The following is a 19893-nucleotide window of genomic DNA, read 5'->3' as shown; positions in this document are numbered from 1 at the left end:
TGTGTGTGCCCATCCCCCTTATAAATCAGCTGTTATTTTAATAATGCCCATTTGCCATCTTTAACTGTGATTAAAACGCGACCGCGTTCATCAAAGCCGCTGTGGTCTTCTGCCGTCATGTTGTAAACGCCCTGTGTTGCTGGCATTTCTTTGGTTTTTTCCAGTGCGTCACGCAGTGCGCTGCGGAATTCGGCTGAACCGGGCTTGCCTGATTTAAGTGCGCTTGGGATGGCGTTTTCAAGAAGTAGACCGGCATCGAGCACATTGGCGCCGAAAGTAGCGGGTGTTTCGCCATGCAGTTTTTTGTAGTCTTCGATGTATTTTGCGGCGATTTCTTTGGAAGGGCTGTTTGGTACTTCATCTAATACCAGCATAGAGCTTGCGGCTAGGATAGTGCCTTCAACAGCTCTGCCGCCAAGACGCAGGAAGGGGTCCAATGCAGCGCCATGTGTTTGGTAAATTGTACCGCCGTAACCTTGGTCCTTTAGAGTGGTTTGCGGCATGACGGATGAACTACCTGGAGCGGCAATCAATACAGCATCTGGGTTGGCCATTAGGACTTTCAAGCTCTGGCCCGTCATAGATGTGTCTTGGCGTTGGAATTTTTCGTTCGCAACAATCTGAATGCCTGACTTTTGAGTGAGGTCTTTCATTACTTTGGCCCAGTTTTCACCATAGGGATCGGCTGTGCCGATAAGGCCAATGGTTTTAACACCGGTTGATTTCATGTGTTCGACTAGCGCTTCGGCAATCAGATCGTCGTTTTGTGTGGTTTTAAACACCCATTTCTTTTGTTCTGTCATAGGTAATACCACTGCCGCTGTGCCAACAGGAGCTAGCATTGGTGTTCCGGATTCCGCTGCGAATTGAATGACACTCATCGCGTTGCCTGAGCCACTTGGCCCTATGATTGCGTCTACATGCTCCTCATCAATTAATTTTTTGAATGCTTTCACTGTTGCGGTCGGGTCGCTGCCGTCATCTAAAGGGAGGTAGGTGATTTTTTCACCGCCAGCCGAGGTGGGAAGAAGTGGAATAGTATTTTTTTGAGGGATACCCACTAGCGCGATTGGCCCAGTGCTGGAGCTGATTACGCCAATTTTTATATCGGCGTTTGCTAGTGGTGCGAGCAATGAAGAGCTTAGAAATAATGCAGATATTACTTTTTTAGGTGTCATAAGATTTTCCTATATGTAGTGAACACTATGTGATGTTTACAGCGCTTTCTATCCCTTGGAGATGCCTTTTGCATTTCTTCAGCGGGTAATTATTTTTCTATTTATTTTTATTGAATTTACACATTTCCATACCTTATTCCGAAATTAGCCTGCCATTGTTTTTTGTAAAAAACAACACAAAAAAACAAACAAAAAAATCCAAAAAAGCGCTTTTTAGGCTTGTTTTAATTTTTTGCAATGAGGTGGTGTGGGGTTTTTCTATGCTATTTATTTACTGCCAAAAATCGCTTTTTTTACTTATTTATTGTTTTAAATCATCCGTTTAGTCGTTTTTTTGGCGTTTTTGTTGAAATGATTTTTATTTGTTGTTCGGTTTTTAATCTGTTATTTTGTTGATAATTAACTTGAAAAATTAGTTGACAAGTAAAGTAATTAATACGACCTTATTAGTATTCTTTATACATTGATTCAATGTTTTTGAGTGATGCAATACTGGACGTTAGATGTTGTTGTTCGACGGAGAAAGAGAAGTTCTTAATCTTTTTATTAATGCAGTAAAAAATAATAAGAACCTTCGGCTGAACGGTGCACTCGTTCTATAGAGTCAGTAACTAAGTCTGCATTAGAGGAGTTAATTATGAGTCTGAATAACAAAGGTACGCTTAACCAAGAAAAAGCCTCAGGATCAGTTTTTGATGCATTGGGGACTGAAGATTTTCAAAAGGTAATGGACGACATTAGGGATCGTGCTCGTAAAGGCGAGTTCGATGATCAGCAGTTCATTAGCCAAGATGTGATTGAACAGTTTCGACGTTTAGGTATTTATCGTGCCTTGGTTTCTAAGAAATTTGGCGGTGACGAAATCACAGCCGCTCAATTCTGCGAAGTAGTAGAAGAAATTTCTAAGGCTGACGGCTCTGCGGGCTGGGTGGCGAGCTTCGGTATTGGTGCGATTTACCTATCTGCACTGCCGGTCGCGACTCTAGAGAAAATCTATGCAGATTCACCTGACGTTGTGTTTGCTGGGGGGATTTTTCCACCTCAAGCCGCTGAGCTTAGTGCTGGCAATTACAATGTGAAAGGTCGTTGGAGCTGGTCTAGTGGCTCTAAAGGTGCCGACTTAATTGGTGTGGGCATTTTACCGAAAGACGGTGAAGGTGAAACCATCGGCGCGCCTCGTATGGCTGTGATGCCTTCAAGCAAATTAAAAATTGAACATAACTGGGATGTAACCGGTATGGCTGGTACAGGTAGTCATGATTTGGTTGTAAACAATGTTGATGTTCCTGAAGACTGGACGTGTATTCGTGGCGGTGCGTCTAGCTTAGAAGGTCCAATATTCCGTTATCCATCACTTTCTTTAGCCACTCAAGTATTGTCGGTTGTTGGCTTAGGTATCGCACGAGCAGCATTGGATGAGCTTAAAGCAATGGCTTATGGTCGTGTTTCCGTAACGGGAGCGCCTAATATCGGTGAGCGTCCTCTCACTCAGGCGGAAGTGGCGAAAGCGGATGCTGATTTGCGTGCAGCGCGTTGTTTTTTCTACGATGCCATCAATGATGCTTGGCAGACACTAGAGAAGAACGAAGAGCTGTCTGTAGAGCAAATTAATTTATTACGTCTTTCTTCAACACATGCTTCACGTGTTGGCGCGGACGTTGCCCGTAAAGTGCAAATGGTATCCGGTATGACGGGTGTTTATAAAACCAGCCCGTTGTCGCGTTTTGTGAATGATGCACAAGTGGTTACTCAACACGCTTTTATGGGTGACATTACTTGGCAAAATGCCGGAGCTATCTTCTTTGGGCATAAACCATTACCAGGTTATATATAAGAAATTGGTCTGATCTGTTTTTTTAGAACTTTTTGAATATTGGAGAAAAGATTATGAGCGAGAAAAAACCATTACGCGTACTGTTTTGCATGGGTATTAACCAAAACTTTATGGACGCTGCACGCGAAGAGCAATTAGACGTTTGGGCGGCATTTGGTGAAATGTGGAATGGCATTCATGACATGGATGGCGTTGAAGTGATCGGCAATATGGATGATGACCAAAGCATGGTTGGTCCTTCTGCTGGCTACCCTTGGACAACCTATCTGTTGGCTGATGTTAAAGACTACGACACTGTGGTTGCCTGCTGTAACTTGCTCCGTACGACAGCGGTAGGCGATACGCCATACAAACTTTGGCGTTACGTGAAAATCGAATCTCGTATCGGCCGTGAATTGATTGTACAACGCGCCTAAGACCTAACGACAAATAACAAGGGTACAAGTATGAAGGACACGAATGAACTAGAAGCGATATTGGCACGAGTTGACGCTTTGGAAAGTGATCGCGCGATTCGTGCTTGTATCAATCGCTATATGGATCTGTGTGACCACTTAAATCCATCTACACCTATGGATGAACTGGGTGATCTGTTCACCGAAGACGCTAAGTGGGAAGGCAAGGGAGCCCGTTACGCGAAGAGCTTTGGTGGTTATGAAGGCCGTGAAGCTATTGTCGCGATGTTGTCCAAATATACCGTAGAGCCTGCGCATTTTTCGTTAAACGTGCATTACCTGTCATCCGAAGTGATTCGGGTGGAGGGTGACAAGGCTTTTGGTAGTTGGAACATGATTCAAGTATCGAGCTTTAGTGCGGGTGGTTCGCATTTGAACAGTGCTCGTTTAAGCGTGTCGTTCCGCCGTGATGACGGTGTATGGAGAATGGCGCATTTTCAATCAGAGAATCTGTTCAGTCGCCCTGTATCAGATTGGAATGATGACGCCACATTGCCTGTGCCGAAATAAGCTGACACGAAAGCGATAGGGTCTATGTCTAAAAGATTAAAGAGAGAAAGAAGATGAGTGAATTAATTGAATTGAAAAATATCAGTCAAAAAGCGGCGGATATGGTTGAAGAGGGTCGTGTTCACAAAGCGTTGTATTCAGACCCAGAAATCTTTGAAGAAGAATTAGATAAAGTGTTCCAAAACACTTGGGTCTATATCGGTCACGAAAGTGAAGTGCCAGATGCTGGCAGCTTTAAAACCGCTTTCGTTGGTCGTCATCCGGTGATCTTAAGTCGTGACCGTAAAAAGAACATACATGTTTTGTTGAACCGCTGTCGTCACCGTGGTGCAACGGTATGTGAAGGCCGTAAAGGTAAAACCAAAGCCTTTACTTGCCCATACCATGGCTGGGGTTACGGTCTAGACGGTGGTTTGCGTGCGATTCCGAAAGCGGAAGAATACGAAGGTGTGTTGGATAAAAACGACCTGCCTCTAGAAAGCTTGCGTCATGAGTCCTATCAGGGGCTGGTTTTTGCGACTTTTAAAAGCGACATTGAGCCACTAGAAGATTTCTTGGGCGGGGCGAAAAAATGGATCGACTTGTTTATTAAACAAGGCGGCGGCTACCCATTAAAAGTATTGGGCGAGCATCGCTTTAACTTCCCAGGTAACTGGAAAATCCAGCTTGAAAACACCACAGATGCTTACCATTTCCCAATTATCCATAAGTCATTTATCAGCTCATTGGATGATGCCACAGCGGATATTTTCGACTTCCTAGATGGTGACGGTTTTGTTGAAGATTTGGGTCACGGTCACAGTGTTATGGTGATGATCCCTGACTTGGTGGATTTAGAAGCGGACTTGGATCAACCAATTCCAGCGCGTTTTGAAGAGCTGGCACAAGCGTTACGTGATGAAGGTCAAGACGAGGAACAAGTGAAACGTCTTGTACGTGCCGCTCATGGTACAGGTTTTAACTTGAACTTATTCCCTAACGTATCTTGTTCAATGGCGTTCTTCCGCGTATTGCGTCCGGTTAGTGCTGAGGTAACAGAAATTCAACACGTTGCTTTAGGTGGCGAAGGGGCTCCAGCACCCTTTAACCGCAAGCGTATGCGTCTACACGAACACTTTCAAGGACCTATGGGCTTCGGAACACCTGATGATGGTGAAGCGTGGGAGCGTGTTCAGAAAGGATCAATGGCGGGTAAAGATGGCTGGATTTTGGTTAACCGCGGTATGGGGAATTTACATACATCACCTGATGGTAATGTCGCGGGTGCTGTGTGTTCTGAAACAGGCATGCGCGGAGCGTACCAAAAATACAAGCAAATGATGGCCGCCGAAGGGGAGAAATAAGATGACAATTAATACAGACCTGCTTAGTAAAGTAACGGCGTTTATTTGGCATGAAGCTGATTTGTTGGATCACAAAGAATACCAAGACTGGTTGTCTCTTTGGGATAAGAATGGCTTATACATTGTACCAACTGACAACAATGAAACGGACTATGAAAACACCTTGAACCTAGCATTGGATGATGCCGATATGCGTCGTATGCGTGTGGCTCGTTTAGAAAGTGGTGAGTCTGTGTCGGCTGGTTCGGTCAGCGGTACGGTTCGTATGGTATCTCGTATGCGTATCTTGGAAGAAACGGCAGACTACGTGGCAGTGCGTTGTGCGATGACATTGAATGAGTTGCGTCACGGTAATCTCGTGTCCTACCCAGCGGATTTGGAATATCGCTTAAAGCCAACCGCTGACGGTTTTATGATTGATCGTAAGGTAGTCAAACTGATGCACGCTGACGGTTTCTTACGCACAGTAAGTTTCATCTTTTAACGGTCTTTGATGACCCAAAAAGAGGGCGAAATAATGTCTCAATCTACACAATCAAACGTGGCACTAGTAACTGGTGCCGCGCAAGGACTTGGATTTCATATCGCATCACGTTTGTATGCGGCAGGTTTTCGTGTGGTATTGACCGATGCTAATGGTGAGGCGGCTAAATCAGCCGCACTTTCCCTTGATCCAGAAGGGAAAAGTGCCATTGCTTGCGAGTTGAATATTGCTAAGAAGTCCGATTTCGAAAAGGCACTGACGTTTGCTTTGGCTGAGTTTGGTGCCTTGCATGTGTTGGTCAATAACGCGGCAGTAACAAAAGCCACTCCAGTTATGGATATTTCCCCTGAAGAATTTAACGAAGTGGTGAATATCAATCTTGGTGGTGTGTTTGTTGGCTGTCAGGTGATGGGTAAACACATGGCGGAACAAGGCTATGGCCGTATCATCAATATGTCGTCTTTGGCAGGCCAAAATGGAGGCACTTCAACCGGTGCTCATTACGCGGCTTCCAAAGGGGGGATTTTGACGGTAACCAAAGTCTTTGCCAAAGAGCTTGCTAGCAAGGGTGTGACGGTGAATGCCATTGCTCCTGGTCCAATTGATTCGCCAATGGTTACCGCGCTGGTGCCAGAAGAGCGTTTGCCAACCTTGCTAGGGGCGATTCCTGTTGGCCAACTAGGTGATGCGGACTTTATTGGTGATATGGTCGTGCAATTTGCTCGTCCAGAAGCCTACTTCACCACCGGAACAACGTGGGATGTCAATGGCGGTTTGTTTATGCGATAAGCAGCCTTGCCTGCTTATCGAGTTTTATTTGAGTTATGTCTGTGAACCAGGGTCCCGACTTCGGCCTGGGTCGGGAGGAGAGTTGCATGTCTGAAACATTATTGAAAGTCGTTGTTCGTAAACGAGAAAACCACACTGACGGTGTGATGGCTTTAGAGCTTGCGAGCCTCAATGGTGAGGCATTGCCAGCTTTTGAGGCCGGAGCACATGTAGATGTGCATTTAAGTGATGACCTAATCCGTCAGTATTCTCTCTGTAGTAACCCTGCGGACACCAGTGCTTATCGCTTAGGTATTTTAAAAGATCCAAACTCTCGTGGTGGATCTGTTGCTGCCCATCTGAATTTACAAGAAGGCACCGAGTTAACTATTGGTATTCCGCGTAACCATTTTCCATTAGAGAAAAGTGCGAAACGCTCTATCTTGATTGGTGGCGGTATCGGAATCACGCCGATGATTGCAATGGCGTATTCCTTGGAAGCGGAAGGTAAAGCATTTGAATTGCATTATTGTAGTCGTTCGCCTGAAACAAGTGGTTTCCTTGATGAGCTAGCGTCTTGTTCATTCGCAAACCATGTTGATCTGCATTTTGATTCTGAAGATCAGCGCTTGGATTTGGAAACGGTTTTGAAAGACGCTGATGCTGACACTCATCTTTATGTTTGTGGTCCAAATGGCTTTATGGATTGGGTGATTAGTACCGCGAAAGATCTCGGGATGGCCGACAGCAACGTACATAAAGAGTTTTTTAACGTCGAAGTTGAAACTGGCGGTGCAAGCTTTGAAGTCGTTGCTGAGCAAAGTGGTGTTACGGTACAGGTAGGTGAAAACGAAAGCATTGCTGACGCACTTAAAGCCGCTGGCGTAAAAGTGAAAGTTTCCTGTGAGCAGGGAACATGTGGCACTTGCCTTTGTGATGTGATTGAAGGCATTCCTGAACACCGTGATGTTTACTTGACGGAAGAAGAGAAAGAAGACAATGACCAAATTACTTTGTGTTGTTCTCGTTCACTTTCTCCTCGCCTTGTCCTCGATATTTAATACTCCCTAAAAAAGGGTAGGAGAATACCATGATAGATACAAAATTATTCCGCGATGGCATGTCTATGCTGGGTGGCGCCGTGTCCGTGATCACTACTGATGGCGAAGCTGGACGTTTTGGTTTTACTGCAACGGCGGTAACCAGTGTGACGGATGAGCCACCAACTTTGTTGGTGTGTATGAATCGTAACTCATTCGCTAACCCACACTTTAAAAAGAATGCCGTGTTGTGTGTGAACGTATTGCAAAGTCATCATCAAGGTGTTTCTTGGGATTTTGCTAACCGTGAATTAAACAGTGAAGAGCGTTTTGCTAAACACCAATGGACAACGCTAAAAACGGGCGCTCCGGCATTGGATGAAGCCTTGGTTAGCTTTGACTGCGAAATCCACGAAAGCCATGAAATTGGTTCTCATACTGTATTTTATTGCCGTGTGAAAGATGCAAAAGTGGGTACAGATGGCCAAGGTTTGGTGTATTTCAACCGAGCATACCATTGCTTGAATGAGCAATCTGTTGCGCAAACTAAGTAATCTAGATAGGGCAATCAATATCGCATAGGTTATAAAGCTCAGCTGTTTTCTAAGGAGAGAGTGTGCGTAGGTTTTATAAAGGCGCAGATGTTTCTAGAGTGCAAAGTGTCGCCGAAATGACTGCGCTTGCTCGCTATCGATTGCCTGATTTTGCTTGGGAGTACTTGGCTGGTGGGGCTGAAAATGAGCAGACTTTAAGCTGTAACGAGAGTGATTTCGCTAAGATTCGGCTGACTTCCCATACTTTAGTCGCCAATTATCCTCCAGAATTAACTCGTTCTTTGGTCGGTTCAGCAAGTGCATTGCCTATGATGATCGGTCCAACTGGGTTTAATGGCATGCTTTGGCCGCAGGCCGATGTCGCTTTGGCAAAAGCCGCTAACACAAAAAAGATTCCTTTTTGTTTGAGTACTGTGTCGAACGCGTCCATGGAGCAAGTGCGTGAAGCGGCTCAGGAGCTTGATTTCTGGTTCCAGCTTTATGGATTAAAAAATACTCAACTTAATGATGATCTACTGGCGCGAGCCAAAGCGGTTGGCGTAAGTACTTTAGTCATTACTTCTGATGCTTTTGTCGTGGGAAATCGCGAATGGGATCGACGTAATTTTGCTAGGCCTCGTCAATTAACTTGGCGCAATAAAGCCAACGTTATGCTGCATCCGAACTGGATTCGTCGAGTCATGTTTCCTTATGGGTTACCGACCATGGGTAATTTAAACCCTTATTTACCGACCCATGAACAAAGTGCATTGGGCGCGATGAAATTTATCCAAGAGCAGCTTGATACTTTATTTAATTGGGAAAATGTCGCCAGGATTAGAGATCAATGGCATGGCAAATTGATTCTAAAAGGCGTACTACACCCTGATGATGCGAAGCAAGCTGTGAAGTTAGGGGTTGATGGCATTGTGGTCAGTAATCATGGTGGCCGACAGCTTGATGGCGCCTTGTCTTCCATCGAATCTTTGCCAGCTATTGTGAAAGCCGTAGGCGGTGACATAGACATATTATTAGATAGTGGCATTCGTCGCGGCAGCGATGTAGTGAAAGCCACCGCTCTAGGTGCACAAGGTGTGATGCTTGGGCGTGCGACGTTATTTGGTGTTGCTGCTGGTGGTCAGATCGGTGTTTCAAGAGTATTGGATATTTTGCAAGAAGAGTTGTCTCGCAGTCTCAATTTAATGGGCGTTCAGCGCTTAGATGAACTGAGTCATGCGCACCTTTATTTACCCTAAAAATACAACACGAGTAGGCAGTTTATTTATGAATAAGAACATGGATTTAAATGAAATGGGCTTGTGCCAAATGCTTCGCGCTATTGAAGAGGGAGTTTGCACCACCGAAGCGCTCATTCACGCTTGTTTCGATCGTATAGAAGCCCGTGAATTGGAAGTGGGAGCATGGCAAAAGAAGCGTACTCGTGATGAATACCTTGCTTATTATCAAGCGAATAAAGCCTTCTTTGATGCGAGCTTGTTAAAAGGCCTGCCATTGGGTGTGAAAGACATTATTGATACCGAGGAAATGCCCACGGAAATGGGGTCTCCTATTCATACAGGGCGACAGCCGGTTGAAGATGCGACTTGTGTGGCGTTAATTCGTGCCGCGGGTGGCATAGTATTAGGTAAAACGGTTACGACTGAGTTTGCTTATTTCAAACCAGGCAAGACGAAGAATCCTGCCGACTTAGAGCGTACACCCGGTGGTTCGTCTAGTGGCTCAGCGGCTGCGATTGCTGATGGCATGGTGCCAATGGCGCTGGGTTCGCAAACGGCCGCTTCGGTGATTCGTCCAGCGGCTTACTGTGGTGCTATCGGGTATGTGGGAAGTCGAGGTGAATTTTCACTGCGTGGTGGCCAACCATTGGCCCAATCCCTTGATTCGTTGGGGCTGTTTGCGCGAAATGTTGAAGATATTCAGTTATTAAGAGCGATTTTGTTACGCCAACCTACTTCCATTAAAGCTAGCACTGCCGTTGCACCTAAATGTGTGTTGGTATGTCACGGTGAGTTAGTGGGGGTGACCTCTGCTGCCATGGAAAACGCTACACAACGCGCTGTCGACTTGCTTGAATCACAGGGTGTCAAAGTCATTGTGTTAGAAGCTGGTGATCGCATAAAAGACATGGTGGAGCACCACATTAATATCATGGCGTGGGAAGTATGCCGTAACTTAGCGATTGAGTCTTTTCAAAAAAATCAGCTAAGTGATCCTTTGGCTGCGTTAATGGAGCAGGGCTTGAAAATGGATCGCTCTACCTATGTTGCTTCTTTGGATGCCGCTCAGGCTTGCCGTGATTGGTTATGGAGTTATGCGCCAGAGGCTCAAGCCATCTTGGCTCCGGCTGCCCCAGATATTGCGCCATTAGGTCATGCTGCAACAGGTGCACCTCATATGAGTCGCCCTTGGCAAGCTATGGGCTTACCTGTTATTAACGTTCCTGGCATGAAAGATGCAAACGGTATTCCATTGGGATTACAACTTATTGGCAAGGTGCGTGAAGATGATGATTTATTACACCACGCTCGCTGGTTCAAAGAATTGTTAAATTAAGTAGCTTTGCTTGAATAATAAGTGTGGTTTATCCGATTTTATGCTATCTAATTAATAGGGACGCTAAACTTATGTCATATTTCTGCACAGAAATACTGGTTTATGCGTCCTTGTTTAGATCAATATTTCGATAAGGTCTTAATCTTATTTATAGTAGTTATAAGGAATATTAGGAGAATCGCTCGGATAGCAAACTTTGTACGTAATTTTTTCTGTCATTTGGATATGGCAAAAAGATTATTAAAAAGGGTTTTTTTATGAGCCATCGTTCTATACCGATTCAATATTGTTTTTCTTCCGATTTTGAAGATTACAAAGAGTGCATTGTTAACTACAAAAACATATCTGTATTGTACTACCAGTTCCGAGCATCTTCCGATCATACCGTGGTAGTTGCAGATGGTTGTGCGGATATTCAGTTTTGTTGTGATAAAGACAATGCTTCATCTACGATTTGGGGATCTGTTCTAGCCCCTCAATACATTAATTTTAATGCCGGTAAAACTTACTATGGCATTAGGTTATCTACCTCTGTTAGCAGAAGATTGTCTTTTTTTCGTTATTCCGAATTGATCAATAAAGGCGTTTCTTTATCTGGTTTAAATTACTTTGGTAAAGAGTTGTCTGAGAAGATTACACTGGCCGATAGTTTTAAAGAGCGCATTTTGTTAACTCAGAAATGGTTAACTGTTTTTGGTTTTTTTGAGCCAAAGAAGATGGATTTTATTGATTACAGTATTAATAAAATATTAGAGGACAGAGGGAATCTAAAGATATCAGAGCTAGCTGAATATATTGGTTCAAGTGAACGTCTAATTAGAGATAAGTTCACCAGTGCTGTAGGTATGTCGCCTAAACAATATAGTCGGATTGTACGTTTTCAAAATCTAATCGAGTTGATTCTTTTTAATGAACGTCAAAACTCATTTTCTCTTAATGACCTAATACTATCTTCTTATTATGATGAATCTCATTTGTCTAAAGAGGTGAAGTTTTTTACAGATATGACACCTAAACAATTTATTAAAGAAACTTCAAATGTAGTTCTTAAGCGAAACACTATTGTTAATACACTCTATTAAAAAATTCTGGTCGCCTAACTTAGTTAGGCGACCAGTTTATTTTATGACAATATGCACTGAATGTTAGTGTTAGCTAACAAGCCTTCTTCACCAAACTCCACACCAAGACCTGATGATTTAATACCACCAAAAGGTGAGTTAGGTTGAACCGCGCCGTGTTTATTGATCCAAACACTACCACACTCTAATTTTGCTGCAATGCTAGCGGCTTTAGCTTTGTCTGTTGACCAAACGGATCCACCTAAACCAGAGTCATTGTCATTCGCCATGGCAATGGCTTCCTCAACGGTATCGTAAGGAATGATTGGCAAAGCAGGACCAAACTGTTCGTTTTGTACCAATGGGTTTTGGTTGTCTTCAATCGCAACTAAAGTGATTGGGAAGAAAAGGCCTTTTGGATTGTCTAAAGGACCACCAAGTAGCACTTTGCCACCTTGCTCAACGGATTGTTTAACAAGACGGTTAACGATATCAAACTGCATCTGGTTCTGAACGGGACCAAGTTCTGCGCCTTCTTCAAAGCCATCGCCCACTTTAATGCTTTTTGCAAAATTGGTTAATGAAGTACAGACTTGGTCATAAATGGATCTATGAACGTATAGGCGTTTCATAGCAGCACAGGTTTGACCATTGTTAATGAATGCACCCCAGAATAATCCTGGAGCAATGGCTTCTGGGTCGCAATCTGGTAATACAATACCAGCATCATTGCCACCTAGTTCAAGCGTTAGGTGTTTCAGAGTATCCGCTGCAGAAGACATGACTTTTTTGCCTGTTGCAGTAGAGCCGGTGAATACCACTTTATTAATTTCAGGATGATTGGACAGTGCAGCACCTAATTCATCACCGCCGGTAACGCTATTGATCACACCTTTAGGTAATACTGAGTTCATTAACTCTATCATGCGTAGTGTTGATAGCGGTGTATAAGGCGATGGTTTACAGATTACTGTATTACCAGTTAGCAAGGCTGGAATAATGTGCCAAATAGCAATTAGCACAGGCCAGTTCCATGGGGTTATGGAAGCAACTACACCCAATGGACGGCGGTGCAATTCTACTCGACCGTTTTCGTCGTCTTGTAATACTTTAACAGGCGTCTCTAGGGTTGCTGTGTAGCGCGCCCAGGCAATCGCTCCACCAATCTCAAACATAGAGCCAAGTGATGCGCCAATTGGTTTACCTTGCTCTTTGGTGATAATCTTAGCGATCTCTTCGCTATTTTGCTCTAGTACATCAGCAATTTTATTGATGTAGTTCTGACGCTCTGAGTGGGTTAGAGAAGACCATTGTGGGAAGGCATCACGAGCACTTTGAATGATGCTGTTTAATTGTTCTAACGTCGCTTTTGGGGCTTCTGCAACTAGCTCTGATGTAGATGGGTTGAAGACCTTGAATGTATCAAGAGTAGTGATTGCTTGGCCATTACTAATTAAATGATAGTTTTTCATTTTTAAACTCCACTGCGTGATTTTTATTTTTATTCAATTACGTTCATCTCGATGATCAATTAATTTAAGTTGATTGATCTTTTTAAGTATTGCAAAAATCAGACATTCTTAAATATTTCTTCATACTCGATAAGCCTTAATGGAAACGGATTTTCTCTATGTAAGCGCTGTTTTTTAAATGATTGATATAGCTGTTTGGTGTGGTGTTAAGTAATGATTTGAATTCTCGCGAGAAGTGAGATTGATCATTGAAACCAAGGTTGTAGGCTATATCAGATGGTTTTATTTGGGTGTTTAGGTTGATGTTGTAAAGAGCATACTGGCAACGAACAATGCGGCAGAAAGCTTTTGGTGTGATGCCTGTATCACTGATAAATTGCCGTTGAATGGTTCGGCTTGTGTAGCCAGTAAGTGCCTCAATATTTTGTATCTGCACGTTGCCTTTTAAATGGAAAATATGAGCTATCACTTGTTGAGTGAGGGCAGAGTGTTTTCTGATTCCATATTTAATGAGGAAGTCTGAAAAAATTGTCACCTGATTCGTAAAGGAATCCTGACTCACTATTTTTTCAAATAGATCACTTATTTTATGGGTAGCCTCATTAAAGTTAGGTCTTTGGTTAACTAATTCTGAAGCGGAAATATCAAGAAAACTTGGAATGGAGGCGGGCGACATTCTAACGCCAAAGTAGCGATGTTTATTAATAAAGTCGACACTTTGTGCTTCGAGTGTTGTGCCACAAACGATAGCCGACGGTTTTGTGCTGTCGCAATCGAATAAAATATCAATACAGCCATCTGGGATGGCATTAATCACATCCACTGATGTTTGTGCTTCAAAGCTGTAGAAATGAGATATAAAGGGTACTCGTGAAATTTTCACCGAATACTCTCCAGCTGAACAAAATACAAACCAGGGCTGTTTAGACCGAATATTCGCAATGCTAAATTCTTCATGTATGCTGTTCATAGCAGCTCCTTATTATTTTCTTTTAATTGAAGTATATGGAGCTGAGTTTGTATTGTAAGAATCGGCGGATTTACATGATTTTATCGAAAAGGTAACTTTGCACAGAATCCATACAGCTTTTAATGCTCGCTATTTCTTTTGTTACTTCTTGATCTGCCTCGATAATTTTATCCAAGGGCAATTCCTTATCCTCTGTTAACGCGGCCATAATTTTTTTGATATTTTCCATTTTTTCATGGATTTCCATAAAGCTCTGATTGGACCTAAAATCAAACTCGTTGTCAGTACCTTTGTAGTACCAGTCTGCAAAATGCGTATCTAACAAATTGTTATCATTAGAGTTTGTGTTGTTTTCTAAGAGGTTGATTAGGCAGTTTGATTTCCACTGATTGAGTTCAAGGATGGAGGAAGAGGTATGGGCAAATGCCATCGAAAGATAACCCGATGTCATGAGGCTTTTTGTATTGATGGCCGTGTTTGAAAAAGATGCCTTTAAGTCTAGGAAGCTGGAATGCGTTTCTTCTACAGAAAGACGTAATTTCTCTATTTGTTGACCAACTTGAGAGGTTCGATCATCAATTCGAATCACCAGAGTGGAAATGTTTTCGCTAGATTGTTGGGCTTTATTGGCAAGCGATCGAACTTCGTCGGCGACCACGGCAAATCCGCGACCATGTTCACCGGCTCGTGCTGCTTCAATAGCGGCATTTAGAGCGAGTAAATTGGTTTGTCCTGAAATGCTTTGTATGGTCTCAATGAAGCCTTTTATTTCGCCTGTGATGTCTTTCAAGGCGTTAATTTCTGCTTGACTCTGTTGGGCTTTAAGAGCCGTTTCTGTCATTTTCTCCGTGAGGTTTTGAATCTGTAGGGTATTTTGTTCGATGCTTTCATTAGTGCCTTCAGAAGCACTCATAGGTTCAAACAATTCATCTGAGATCTTGTTGATTTCAGCTAATGTGGTGTCAATGATCGATTTTTGGTTACTTATGAGTACAAGGGTTTGGTTATCAAGGGAACTGTCATGAACGACCTGTTCTGTTTTCTGTGTGCGTATTGAATGAATTTCGTTTTCTAACAGCCTATTCTGCTTGTGCGACTCTGCTAACTCTTTTTCTAATTCTGCAATGCGTTTTTTATTATTATTAAACATAATCAACCTACTACAACGGGAATCTCTCTTTCGGTGTTTCAAGGGCTAACACCCCTGAAACACCGAAAGCAAAAGGTTTAATCCATATCTGGCTCAAACAAACCGCGTTTCATATACAGTTTTACCCATAAAGCGGCAATGATGCCTACCACTAACAGCATGCTACCGGTGATAGAAAAGACCGTGTTTGTCATTTCAGGAGAAGGTGAATTGTTTAGAGCAACATAAATCATTGCGATAATGCCGATGATTTGTGGCAATGGGTAGAAAGGCGTTTTATAAGGACGCTTAAAGTCAGGGTAGCGATGACGAAGCACCATAACGTTAATGTGCGTCACAATGTAAGCCAATAACCAGCTTGTTGTTGCTGCAATCACTAGGGTGATTAGGTAATCAATGCTGAATGCCAAGTATGGAATCGCCATGAATACCGCTAGCATGATGATGCCAACCCAAGGCGTGTTGTATCGATTAAGAGACTTTAGTTGTGGAAATACCTGCTTTTGCATCGCCATACCGTGCAGCATTCTTGGAATAGCGGCTAGCAAGGTGTTCACGGAGCTACAAGCCGCTGTTAAACCGATGATAGTCGCAATCAATAGCCCGCTTTTACCAAATACGGCTTGAGCATAGTCTAGGTATGGAATTGGTGAAGAGGTTAGTGCCGCAGCGTCCATATATAGACTTGCGCCATAGATGAACAATAAGAACACCGCCAAAATTAACAATAGTGACCAGTGCATTGCACGAGGAATATTCTTTTCTGGATTTTTAACTTCATTGACCATTGGGCAAATGAATTCAACGCCTACCATCAACCACATCGCCAGAGCAATTAGGCCAATAAAGCTACCATCCATGACACCGCCCATTCCCCAATTTACTGTTCCGCCAGTAAGCTGTGGATGCGGTTCACTCGCGCCAGTGACGGCAGCAAGACCAAGAATGATAAGCGCGCTGATCAAAGCGAACGCGAGCAAGTTTTGTACACGGGAAAATACATCTGCACCGACTAAGTTGGTAATGGTGAGTACCACTAGGATGAGTATCGGTGCGGATTTTTCTATGTATCCACTCGGAAATAATTGTCCAAGCATGGCATCGACAAGGAATAATTCAACAGGGACAGCCAGTGTGGCCACAATGACATAACCGGAAAACACCGCGACGATGGCAGGGAAGTGACCTATAGCCTTTTGGGTATAGGTCGCAAGAGTACCTTCTTGTGGAAACATCAAGGACAATTCGGCAAAGCTCATAGCGTTAAACTGCGCAATCAGAAACGCGGCTAACAATGCGGCGACAAAAGTGGTTCCACCAATACCAATACCCTGTAGGCCAGAGATCATACCGCCTTGGGCTATTACTAGCCCAATGCAGATGCCCATCATACTAATTAAGCCGAGTTTTTTGGTACCGGATAGATAAGCTTCATTTGATTTATTATTTTCGCTCATTTTGAAGTTCCTTCGATAGGTTATTTTTTTTATTAAAGACGATCGAACCGATATGGTCGTGGATCGATAAGGGGGCTTGAATTTAAAACAATGTCCGCGGCTAACTGTCCTGCTGCTGGGCCTGTACCAAAACCATGGCCTGAAAAGCCGGTGGCTATAGTCAGTCCAGGAAGGTCGGCGACACGATCAATCACAGGATTTGAGTCAGGAGTAATGTCAATGACACCCGCCCATGCTTCTTCCTGTTCTGCTTGATTGAAAACTGGCCATGCATTCCGTAGGTTGGTCATCGCTTCGTTGTTTAAACTCGGGTTGTGTTTAGGGTTTAACGTTCTGATATCTTCGAAAGGCGTTTTACTTTCAGCGTGCCATTTTCGTTTCATGGCAAGGTCTTTAAAGAAATGGCTTCCGAATGAAATGCGTAAAAAGCTTCGTTGAGCACGTAGCTGTGATAAATAACGCCAACCGATGGTGAGATGATCAAGGGTAATTGGTGCATCTAAGGCGCCACGTTGGGTCACAATGAAGCCACCATCTTTATGTTTTCTGAATGAAAAGTCAGGGCCGCCAACCGCAATATCCGTTGGTCCTTCCATTGGCTTGGTACGCATTACAGAACAAATTAAAGGAAGAGTAGGTAGTGTTATACCGTGGTTTCCTAAAAAGCGTCTTGACCAAGCGCCGCTCGCAAGCAGTACTTGTTCGCAACGAATTTCACCTTTTTCAGTGACAACTCCGCTGACTTTGCCTCCCGACGTAGAGAGCATTCGAACCGCGCAATCTTGGACAATAATAGCGCCTTTAGCGATGGCGGCTTTGGCAATGGTTGAGGCGGCAATTGATGGCTCTGCACGACCATCAGACGGTGTATAGATACCACCTTTCCAATTGCCTTTTCCGCCAGGAACCTTATCGTCAATTTCTTTCGGCGTTAGCATTCTAGAGTCAAGATCTAAGGATTCGACGGATTTAAGCCAATTTTCATGCATGCTCATTTGTTCATCAGAGCTGGCTAGAAAGAGTATGCCTTCTTGTTTATAGCCTAAATCATGGCCAACACGATTGGGCATGTCTTTCCATAATTTATCCGCCGCCATGGCCATAGGGACATCTTCAAAATGACGGCTGGTCTTGCGTATCCAACCCAAATTTCTAGAAGATTGCTCGCCGGCAATATGTCCTTTTTCGATTAGAACGACCGGGACATTTCGCTCAGCTAGGGTTAATGCTGCTGTGACGCCAACAATCCCGCCACCGATGATGACAACGGTTGTTGAGGTTGGAAGGTCGTTTGGCGTATCGAATTTTTCGAGAGTGATTGTCATATCGCAATTCCCGTTATCAAACTATTGAGAAATTGTTATCTGCTCAACATCCATCGTTGATGCATTGCGATAAGCCGTTACTTCGATTTCTACTTTATAAACGTTTGAGCCTAAAGGCGGACAAGTAACGGTTGTAGCAGGGTCAATGCCTTTGAATTTAGAGCCAATGTAAGTCATCACCGCGTGCGTGTCTTCTGGGTTTTGGATGAAAACACGAGACATCACCACATCGCCTAGGCAAGAATCAACAGAGGCTAAAGCCGCTTCGATGTTTTTAAATACTTGCCCAGTCTGCTCAATAATGTCTTCTGGAATTTCCTTTGTTTCTGGACTGCGTCCTGCCGTGTTGGAAACATAGATCCAATTATCAACCGCAACAACACGGGAGTAGCTGCCAATTTCTTCGAATTTTGAGCCAGTTTTTACTTTCTTTAAGCTTGTCATTTTTGTCTCTCAATAGTGTTCAAGTGCAGTGCCACCTGCCGTCAGGTGGCACGCTAGAATTAGAATAATTCTGGTGTTTCCCAGAGATTTAATTTCACGCCAATGTTGTTTGCTAAGGCATTACGGTAAATTTGTGTACCCCAAGCAACATCTTCAACAGGTAGGCCACCTACGGATAGAATGATGATTTCTTCTTCATTTGTGCGGCCAGGTGCATCACCTGCGGTAATTTTGCCAAGGTCTTCAAGTTGGTCTGCGGTCATTTCGCCTGCGGCAATCATGTCCATAAAGCGCACACCAATGACTGGGATATATTTATGTGCTGGTTTAGGCACTTCTTCAAACCATGCTTCGTATAGACCAGGGTTATCCACCACTTTTCTGACATCGTCTTGTTCCATTGCCTCATCGAGACGACAGTAAGCAGGCATTGAAAGGTAAGCGCCCGGTTTAACCCATTCGCGTTTTACTTCAGGGTAGGCGGACACATCACCCGTTTCACCAGAGTTACAGTAAGTCACGATGTCTGCATCGCGTACGACATCTTCTAGTGTGTCAACGATATGAATGTTAGAGATTTGTGGATAGGTGTCTTTTAACCAAGTAATGAAATTATCAAGACTTTTTTGGCTACGGCCTTTGATTTTAATGGTATCCAGATTAGGGCATACCGCCATAAAAGCCGCGACGGATGTTTTGCCCATTACACCTGGGCCAAGCAAACCGATGACTTTGGAATCTTTACGAGCCAAGTGACGAGCACCCACACCAGGAACGGCACCAGTACGGTAAGCAGACAGTAAGTTTGCAGACATGTGAGCTAAAGGCGCGCCAGTGTCAGCATCGTTCAAGGTAAACATCAAGATAGAACGAGGTAAGCCTTTTTCACGGTTGGCAATGTTGGAGCCATACCATTTCACACCACATGTTTGAAAGTTACCGCCTAAATACGCTGGCATTGCCATTAACCGGCGATCAGGCGAGTGCTTTGGCATGGTTTCAAATTCAGGCTCTTCAGGGAAGGTGATCATTGCCCCATGTGAGTCACTGTTTGGACCCGCCATACGGTAATCGCCTTTGTAGAGAAGTTGAAACATCTCTTCCATGGTGTCAACACAGCCTGCCATATCGGTTACACCAGCTTTAATCATGTCTGGTTCAGAAAGGTAGATAAAATCGATTTTTGTAGAGTCAGTCATAGAGTACCCCAAGAAGGTTAGTTGTTATTTTTTGCCTCCACCCGATGTAGATATCCCAAAAATAAGTACAACTTATTTGGCAAAAATCTTTATCAG

Annotated in this window: 19 protein-coding genes; 11 read left to right on the top strand and 8 right to left on the bottom strand. The window is 43.7% G+C overall.

From position 1 onward, the window contains the following. Positions 1–32 precede the first annotated feature (32 nt). Entirely contained in the window at positions 33–1178 is a 1146-nt protein-coding gene (locus C0J08_RS14155) for an ABC transporter substrate-binding protein (RefSeq protein WP_212652584.1), read from the bottom strand. 637 nt (positions 1179–1815) lie between these two features. Here C0J08_RS14155 and C0J08_RS14150 point away from each other — a divergent pair. From C0J08_RS14150 to C0J08_RS14100, 11 genes are all read left to right on the top strand, one after another. After that, entirely contained in the window at positions 1816–3012 is a 1197-nt protein-coding gene (locus tag C0J08_RS14150) for an acyl-CoA dehydrogenase family protein (protein ID WP_212652583.1), read from the top strand. A gap of 53 nt (positions 3013–3065) precedes the next feature. Beyond that, the gene (locus C0J08_RS14145) at positions 3066–3428 is read left to right on the top strand and encodes an IacB protein (RefSeq protein ID WP_212652582.1); all 363 of its coding nucleotides are present in this window, start codon (positions 3066–3068) and stop codon (positions 3426–3428) included. A 30-nt stretch (positions 3429–3458) separates the two neighbouring features. Then, on the top strand, positions 3459–3977 hold the full coding sequence (locus C0J08_RS14140) for a nuclear transport factor 2 family protein (protein WP_212652581.1): 519 nt from the start codon (positions 3459–3461) through the stop codon (positions 3975–3977). A gap of 53 nt (positions 3978–4030) precedes the next feature. Beyond that, positions 4031–5320, top strand: coding sequence for an aromatic ring-hydroxylating oxygenase subunit alpha (locus C0J08_RS14135; RefSeq protein ID WP_212652580.1), 1290 nt, complete (start codon positions 4031–4033; stop codon positions 5318–5320). A gap of 1 nt (position 5321) precedes the next feature. Beyond that, positions 5322–5804 carry an aromatic-ring-hydroxylating dioxygenase subunit beta gene (locus C0J08_RS14130; RefSeq protein WP_212652579.1) on the top strand — a complete coding sequence of 161 codons (483 nt, stop codon included), beginning with the start codon at positions 5322–5324 and terminating at the stop codon, positions 5802–5804. Between the two features lie 33 nt (positions 5805–5837). Next, on the top strand, positions 5838–6593 hold the full coding sequence (locus C0J08_RS14125; RefSeq protein WP_212652578.1) for an SDR family NAD(P)-dependent oxidoreductase: 756 nt from the start codon (positions 5838–5840) through the stop codon (positions 6591–6593). Between the two features lie 86 nt (positions 6594–6679). Beyond that, entirely contained in the window at positions 6680–7633 is a 954-nt protein-coding gene (locus C0J08_RS14120) for a PDR/VanB family oxidoreductase (protein WP_212652577.1), read from the top strand. Between the two features lie 29 nt (positions 7634–7662). Beyond that, the gene (locus tag C0J08_RS14115) at positions 7663–8166 is read left to right on the top strand and encodes a flavin reductase (protein WP_212652576.1); all 504 of its coding nucleotides are present in this window, start codon (positions 7663–7665) and stop codon (positions 8164–8166) included. Between the two features lie 62 nt (positions 8167–8228). Further along, positions 8229–9401: an alpha-hydroxy acid oxidase gene (locus C0J08_RS14110; RefSeq protein WP_212652575.1), complete on the top strand. Its 1173-nt coding sequence runs from the start codon at positions 8229–8231 to the stop codon at positions 9399–9401. A gap of 28 nt (positions 9402–9429) precedes the next feature. After that, positions 9430–10719, top strand: a complete 1290-nt coding sequence (locus C0J08_RS14105; protein WP_212652574.1) for an amidase — start codon at positions 9430–9432, stop codon at positions 10717–10719. A gap of 257 nt (positions 10720–10976) precedes the next feature. Beyond that, complete coding sequence (locus tag C0J08_RS14100; protein ID WP_212652573.1) at positions 10977–11801, top strand: helix-turn-helix domain-containing protein; 825 nt, start codon at positions 10977–10979, stop codon at positions 11799–11801. A 41-nt stretch (positions 11802–11842) separates the two neighbouring features. On the opposite strand, the gene C0J08_RS14095 is transcribed toward C0J08_RS14100, so the two are convergent. From C0J08_RS14095 to C0J08_RS14065, 7 genes are all read right to left on the bottom strand, one after another. Continuing rightward, complete coding sequence (locus tag C0J08_RS14095) at positions 11843–13252, bottom strand: aldehyde dehydrogenase family protein (RefSeq protein ID WP_212652572.1); 1410 nt, start codon at positions 13250–13252, stop codon at positions 11843–11845. Between the two features lie 136 nt (positions 13253–13388). Beyond that, positions 13389–14222 (bottom strand): helix-turn-helix domain-containing protein, encoded by an 834-nt coding sequence (locus tag C0J08_RS14090; RefSeq protein WP_212652571.1) that lies wholly within the window; start codon positions 14220–14222, stop codon positions 13389–13391. Positions 14223–14292: 70 nt separating this feature from the next. Then, the gene (locus C0J08_RS14085; protein WP_212652570.1) at positions 14293–15372 is read right to left on the bottom strand and encodes a methyl-accepting chemotaxis protein; all 1080 of its coding nucleotides are present in this window, start codon (positions 15370–15372) and stop codon (positions 14293–14295) included. A gap of 77 nt (positions 15373–15449) precedes the next feature. Next, positions 15450–16829: an APC family permease gene (locus C0J08_RS14080; RefSeq protein ID WP_212652569.1), complete on the bottom strand. Its 1380-nt coding sequence runs from the start codon at positions 16827–16829 to the stop codon at positions 15450–15452. Positions 16830–16861: 32 nt separating this feature from the next. After that, positions 16862–18154 carry an NAD(P)/FAD-dependent oxidoreductase gene (locus tag C0J08_RS14075; RefSeq protein WP_212652568.1) on the bottom strand — a complete coding sequence of 431 codons (1293 nt, stop codon included), beginning with the start codon at positions 18152–18154 and terminating at the stop codon, positions 16862–16864. 21 nt (positions 18155–18175) lie between these two features. Then, positions 18176–18598, bottom strand: coding sequence for a RidA family protein (locus tag C0J08_RS14070; RefSeq protein ID WP_212652567.1), 423 nt, complete (start codon positions 18596–18598; stop codon positions 18176–18178). Positions 18599–18657: 59 nt separating this feature from the next. Next, positions 18658–19797, bottom strand: a complete 1140-nt coding sequence (locus tag C0J08_RS14065; RefSeq protein ID WP_212652566.1) for an ornithine cyclodeaminase family protein — start codon at positions 19795–19797, stop codon at positions 18658–18660. Positions 19798–19893: the final 96 nt, after the last annotated feature.

Source organism: Marinomonas sp. CT5 (assembly GCF_018336975.1).
Taxonomy (GTDB): domain Bacteria; phylum Pseudomonadota; class Gammaproteobacteria; order Pseudomonadales; family Marinomonadaceae; genus Marinomonas.
Note: the sequence above shows the minus strand (reverse complement) of the source record. Positions and strands in the feature narration are given on the sequence as shown.

Coding starts and splice junctions, on each gene's coding strand:
- C0J08_RS14155 (WP_212652584.1), bottom strand. CDS start 1,178: ATGACACCTAAAAAAGTAATATCTGCATTATTTCTAAGCTCTTCATTG.
- C0J08_RS14150 (WP_212652583.1), top strand. CDS start 1,816: ATGAGTCTGAATAACAAAGGTACGCTTAACCAAGAAAAAGCCTCAGGA.
- C0J08_RS14145 (WP_212652582.1), top strand. CDS start 3,066: ATGAGCGAGAAAAAACCATTACGCGTACTGTTTTGCATGGGTATTAAC.
- C0J08_RS14140 (WP_212652581.1), top strand. CDS start 3,459: ATGAAGGACACGAATGAACTAGAAGCGATATTGGCACGAGTTGACGCT.
- C0J08_RS14135 (WP_212652580.1), top strand. CDS start 4,031: ATGAGTGAATTAATTGAATTGAAAAATATCAGTCAAAAAGCGGCGGAT.
- C0J08_RS14130 (WP_212652579.1), top strand. CDS start 5,322: ATGACAATTAATACAGACCTGCTTAGTAAAGTAACGGCGTTTATTTGG.
- C0J08_RS14125 (WP_212652578.1), top strand. CDS start 5,838: ATGTCTCAATCTACACAATCAAACGTGGCACTAGTAACTGGTGCCGCG.
- C0J08_RS14120 (WP_212652577.1), top strand. CDS start 6,680: ATGTCTGAAACATTATTGAAAGTCGTTGTTCGTAAACGAGAAAACCAC.
- C0J08_RS14115 (WP_212652576.1), top strand. CDS start 7,663: ATGATAGATACAAAATTATTCCGCGATGGCATGTCTATGCTGGGTGGC.
- C0J08_RS14105 (WP_212652574.1), top strand. CDS start 9,430: ATGAATAAGAACATGGATTTAAATGAAATGGGCTTGTGCCAAATGCTT.
- C0J08_RS14100 (WP_212652573.1), top strand. CDS start 10,977: ATGAGCCATCGTTCTATACCGATTCAATATTGTTTTTCTTCCGATTTT.
- C0J08_RS14095 (WP_212652572.1), bottom strand. CDS start 13,252: ATGAAAAACTATCATTTAATTAGTAATGGCCAAGCAATCACTACTCTT.
- C0J08_RS14090 (WP_212652571.1), bottom strand. CDS start 14,222: ATGAACAGCATACATGAAGAATTTAGCATTGCGAATATTCGGTCTAAA.
- C0J08_RS14085 (WP_212652570.1), bottom strand. CDS start 15,372: ATGTTTAATAATAATAAAAAACGCATTGCAGAATTAGAAAAAGAGTTA.
- C0J08_RS14080 (WP_212652569.1), bottom strand. CDS start 16,829: ATGAGCGAAAATAATAAATCAAATGAAGCTTATCTATCCGGTACCAAA.
- C0J08_RS14075 (WP_212652568.1), bottom strand. CDS start 18,154: ATGACAATCACTCTCGAAAAATTCGATACGCCAAACGACCTTCCAACC.
- C0J08_RS14070 (WP_212652567.1), bottom strand. CDS start 18,598: ATGACAAGCTTAAAGAAAGTAAAAACTGGCTCAAAATTCGAAGAAATT.
- C0J08_RS14065 (WP_212652566.1), bottom strand. CDS start 19,797: ATGACTGACTCTACAAAAATCGATTTTATCTACCTTTCTGAACCAGAC.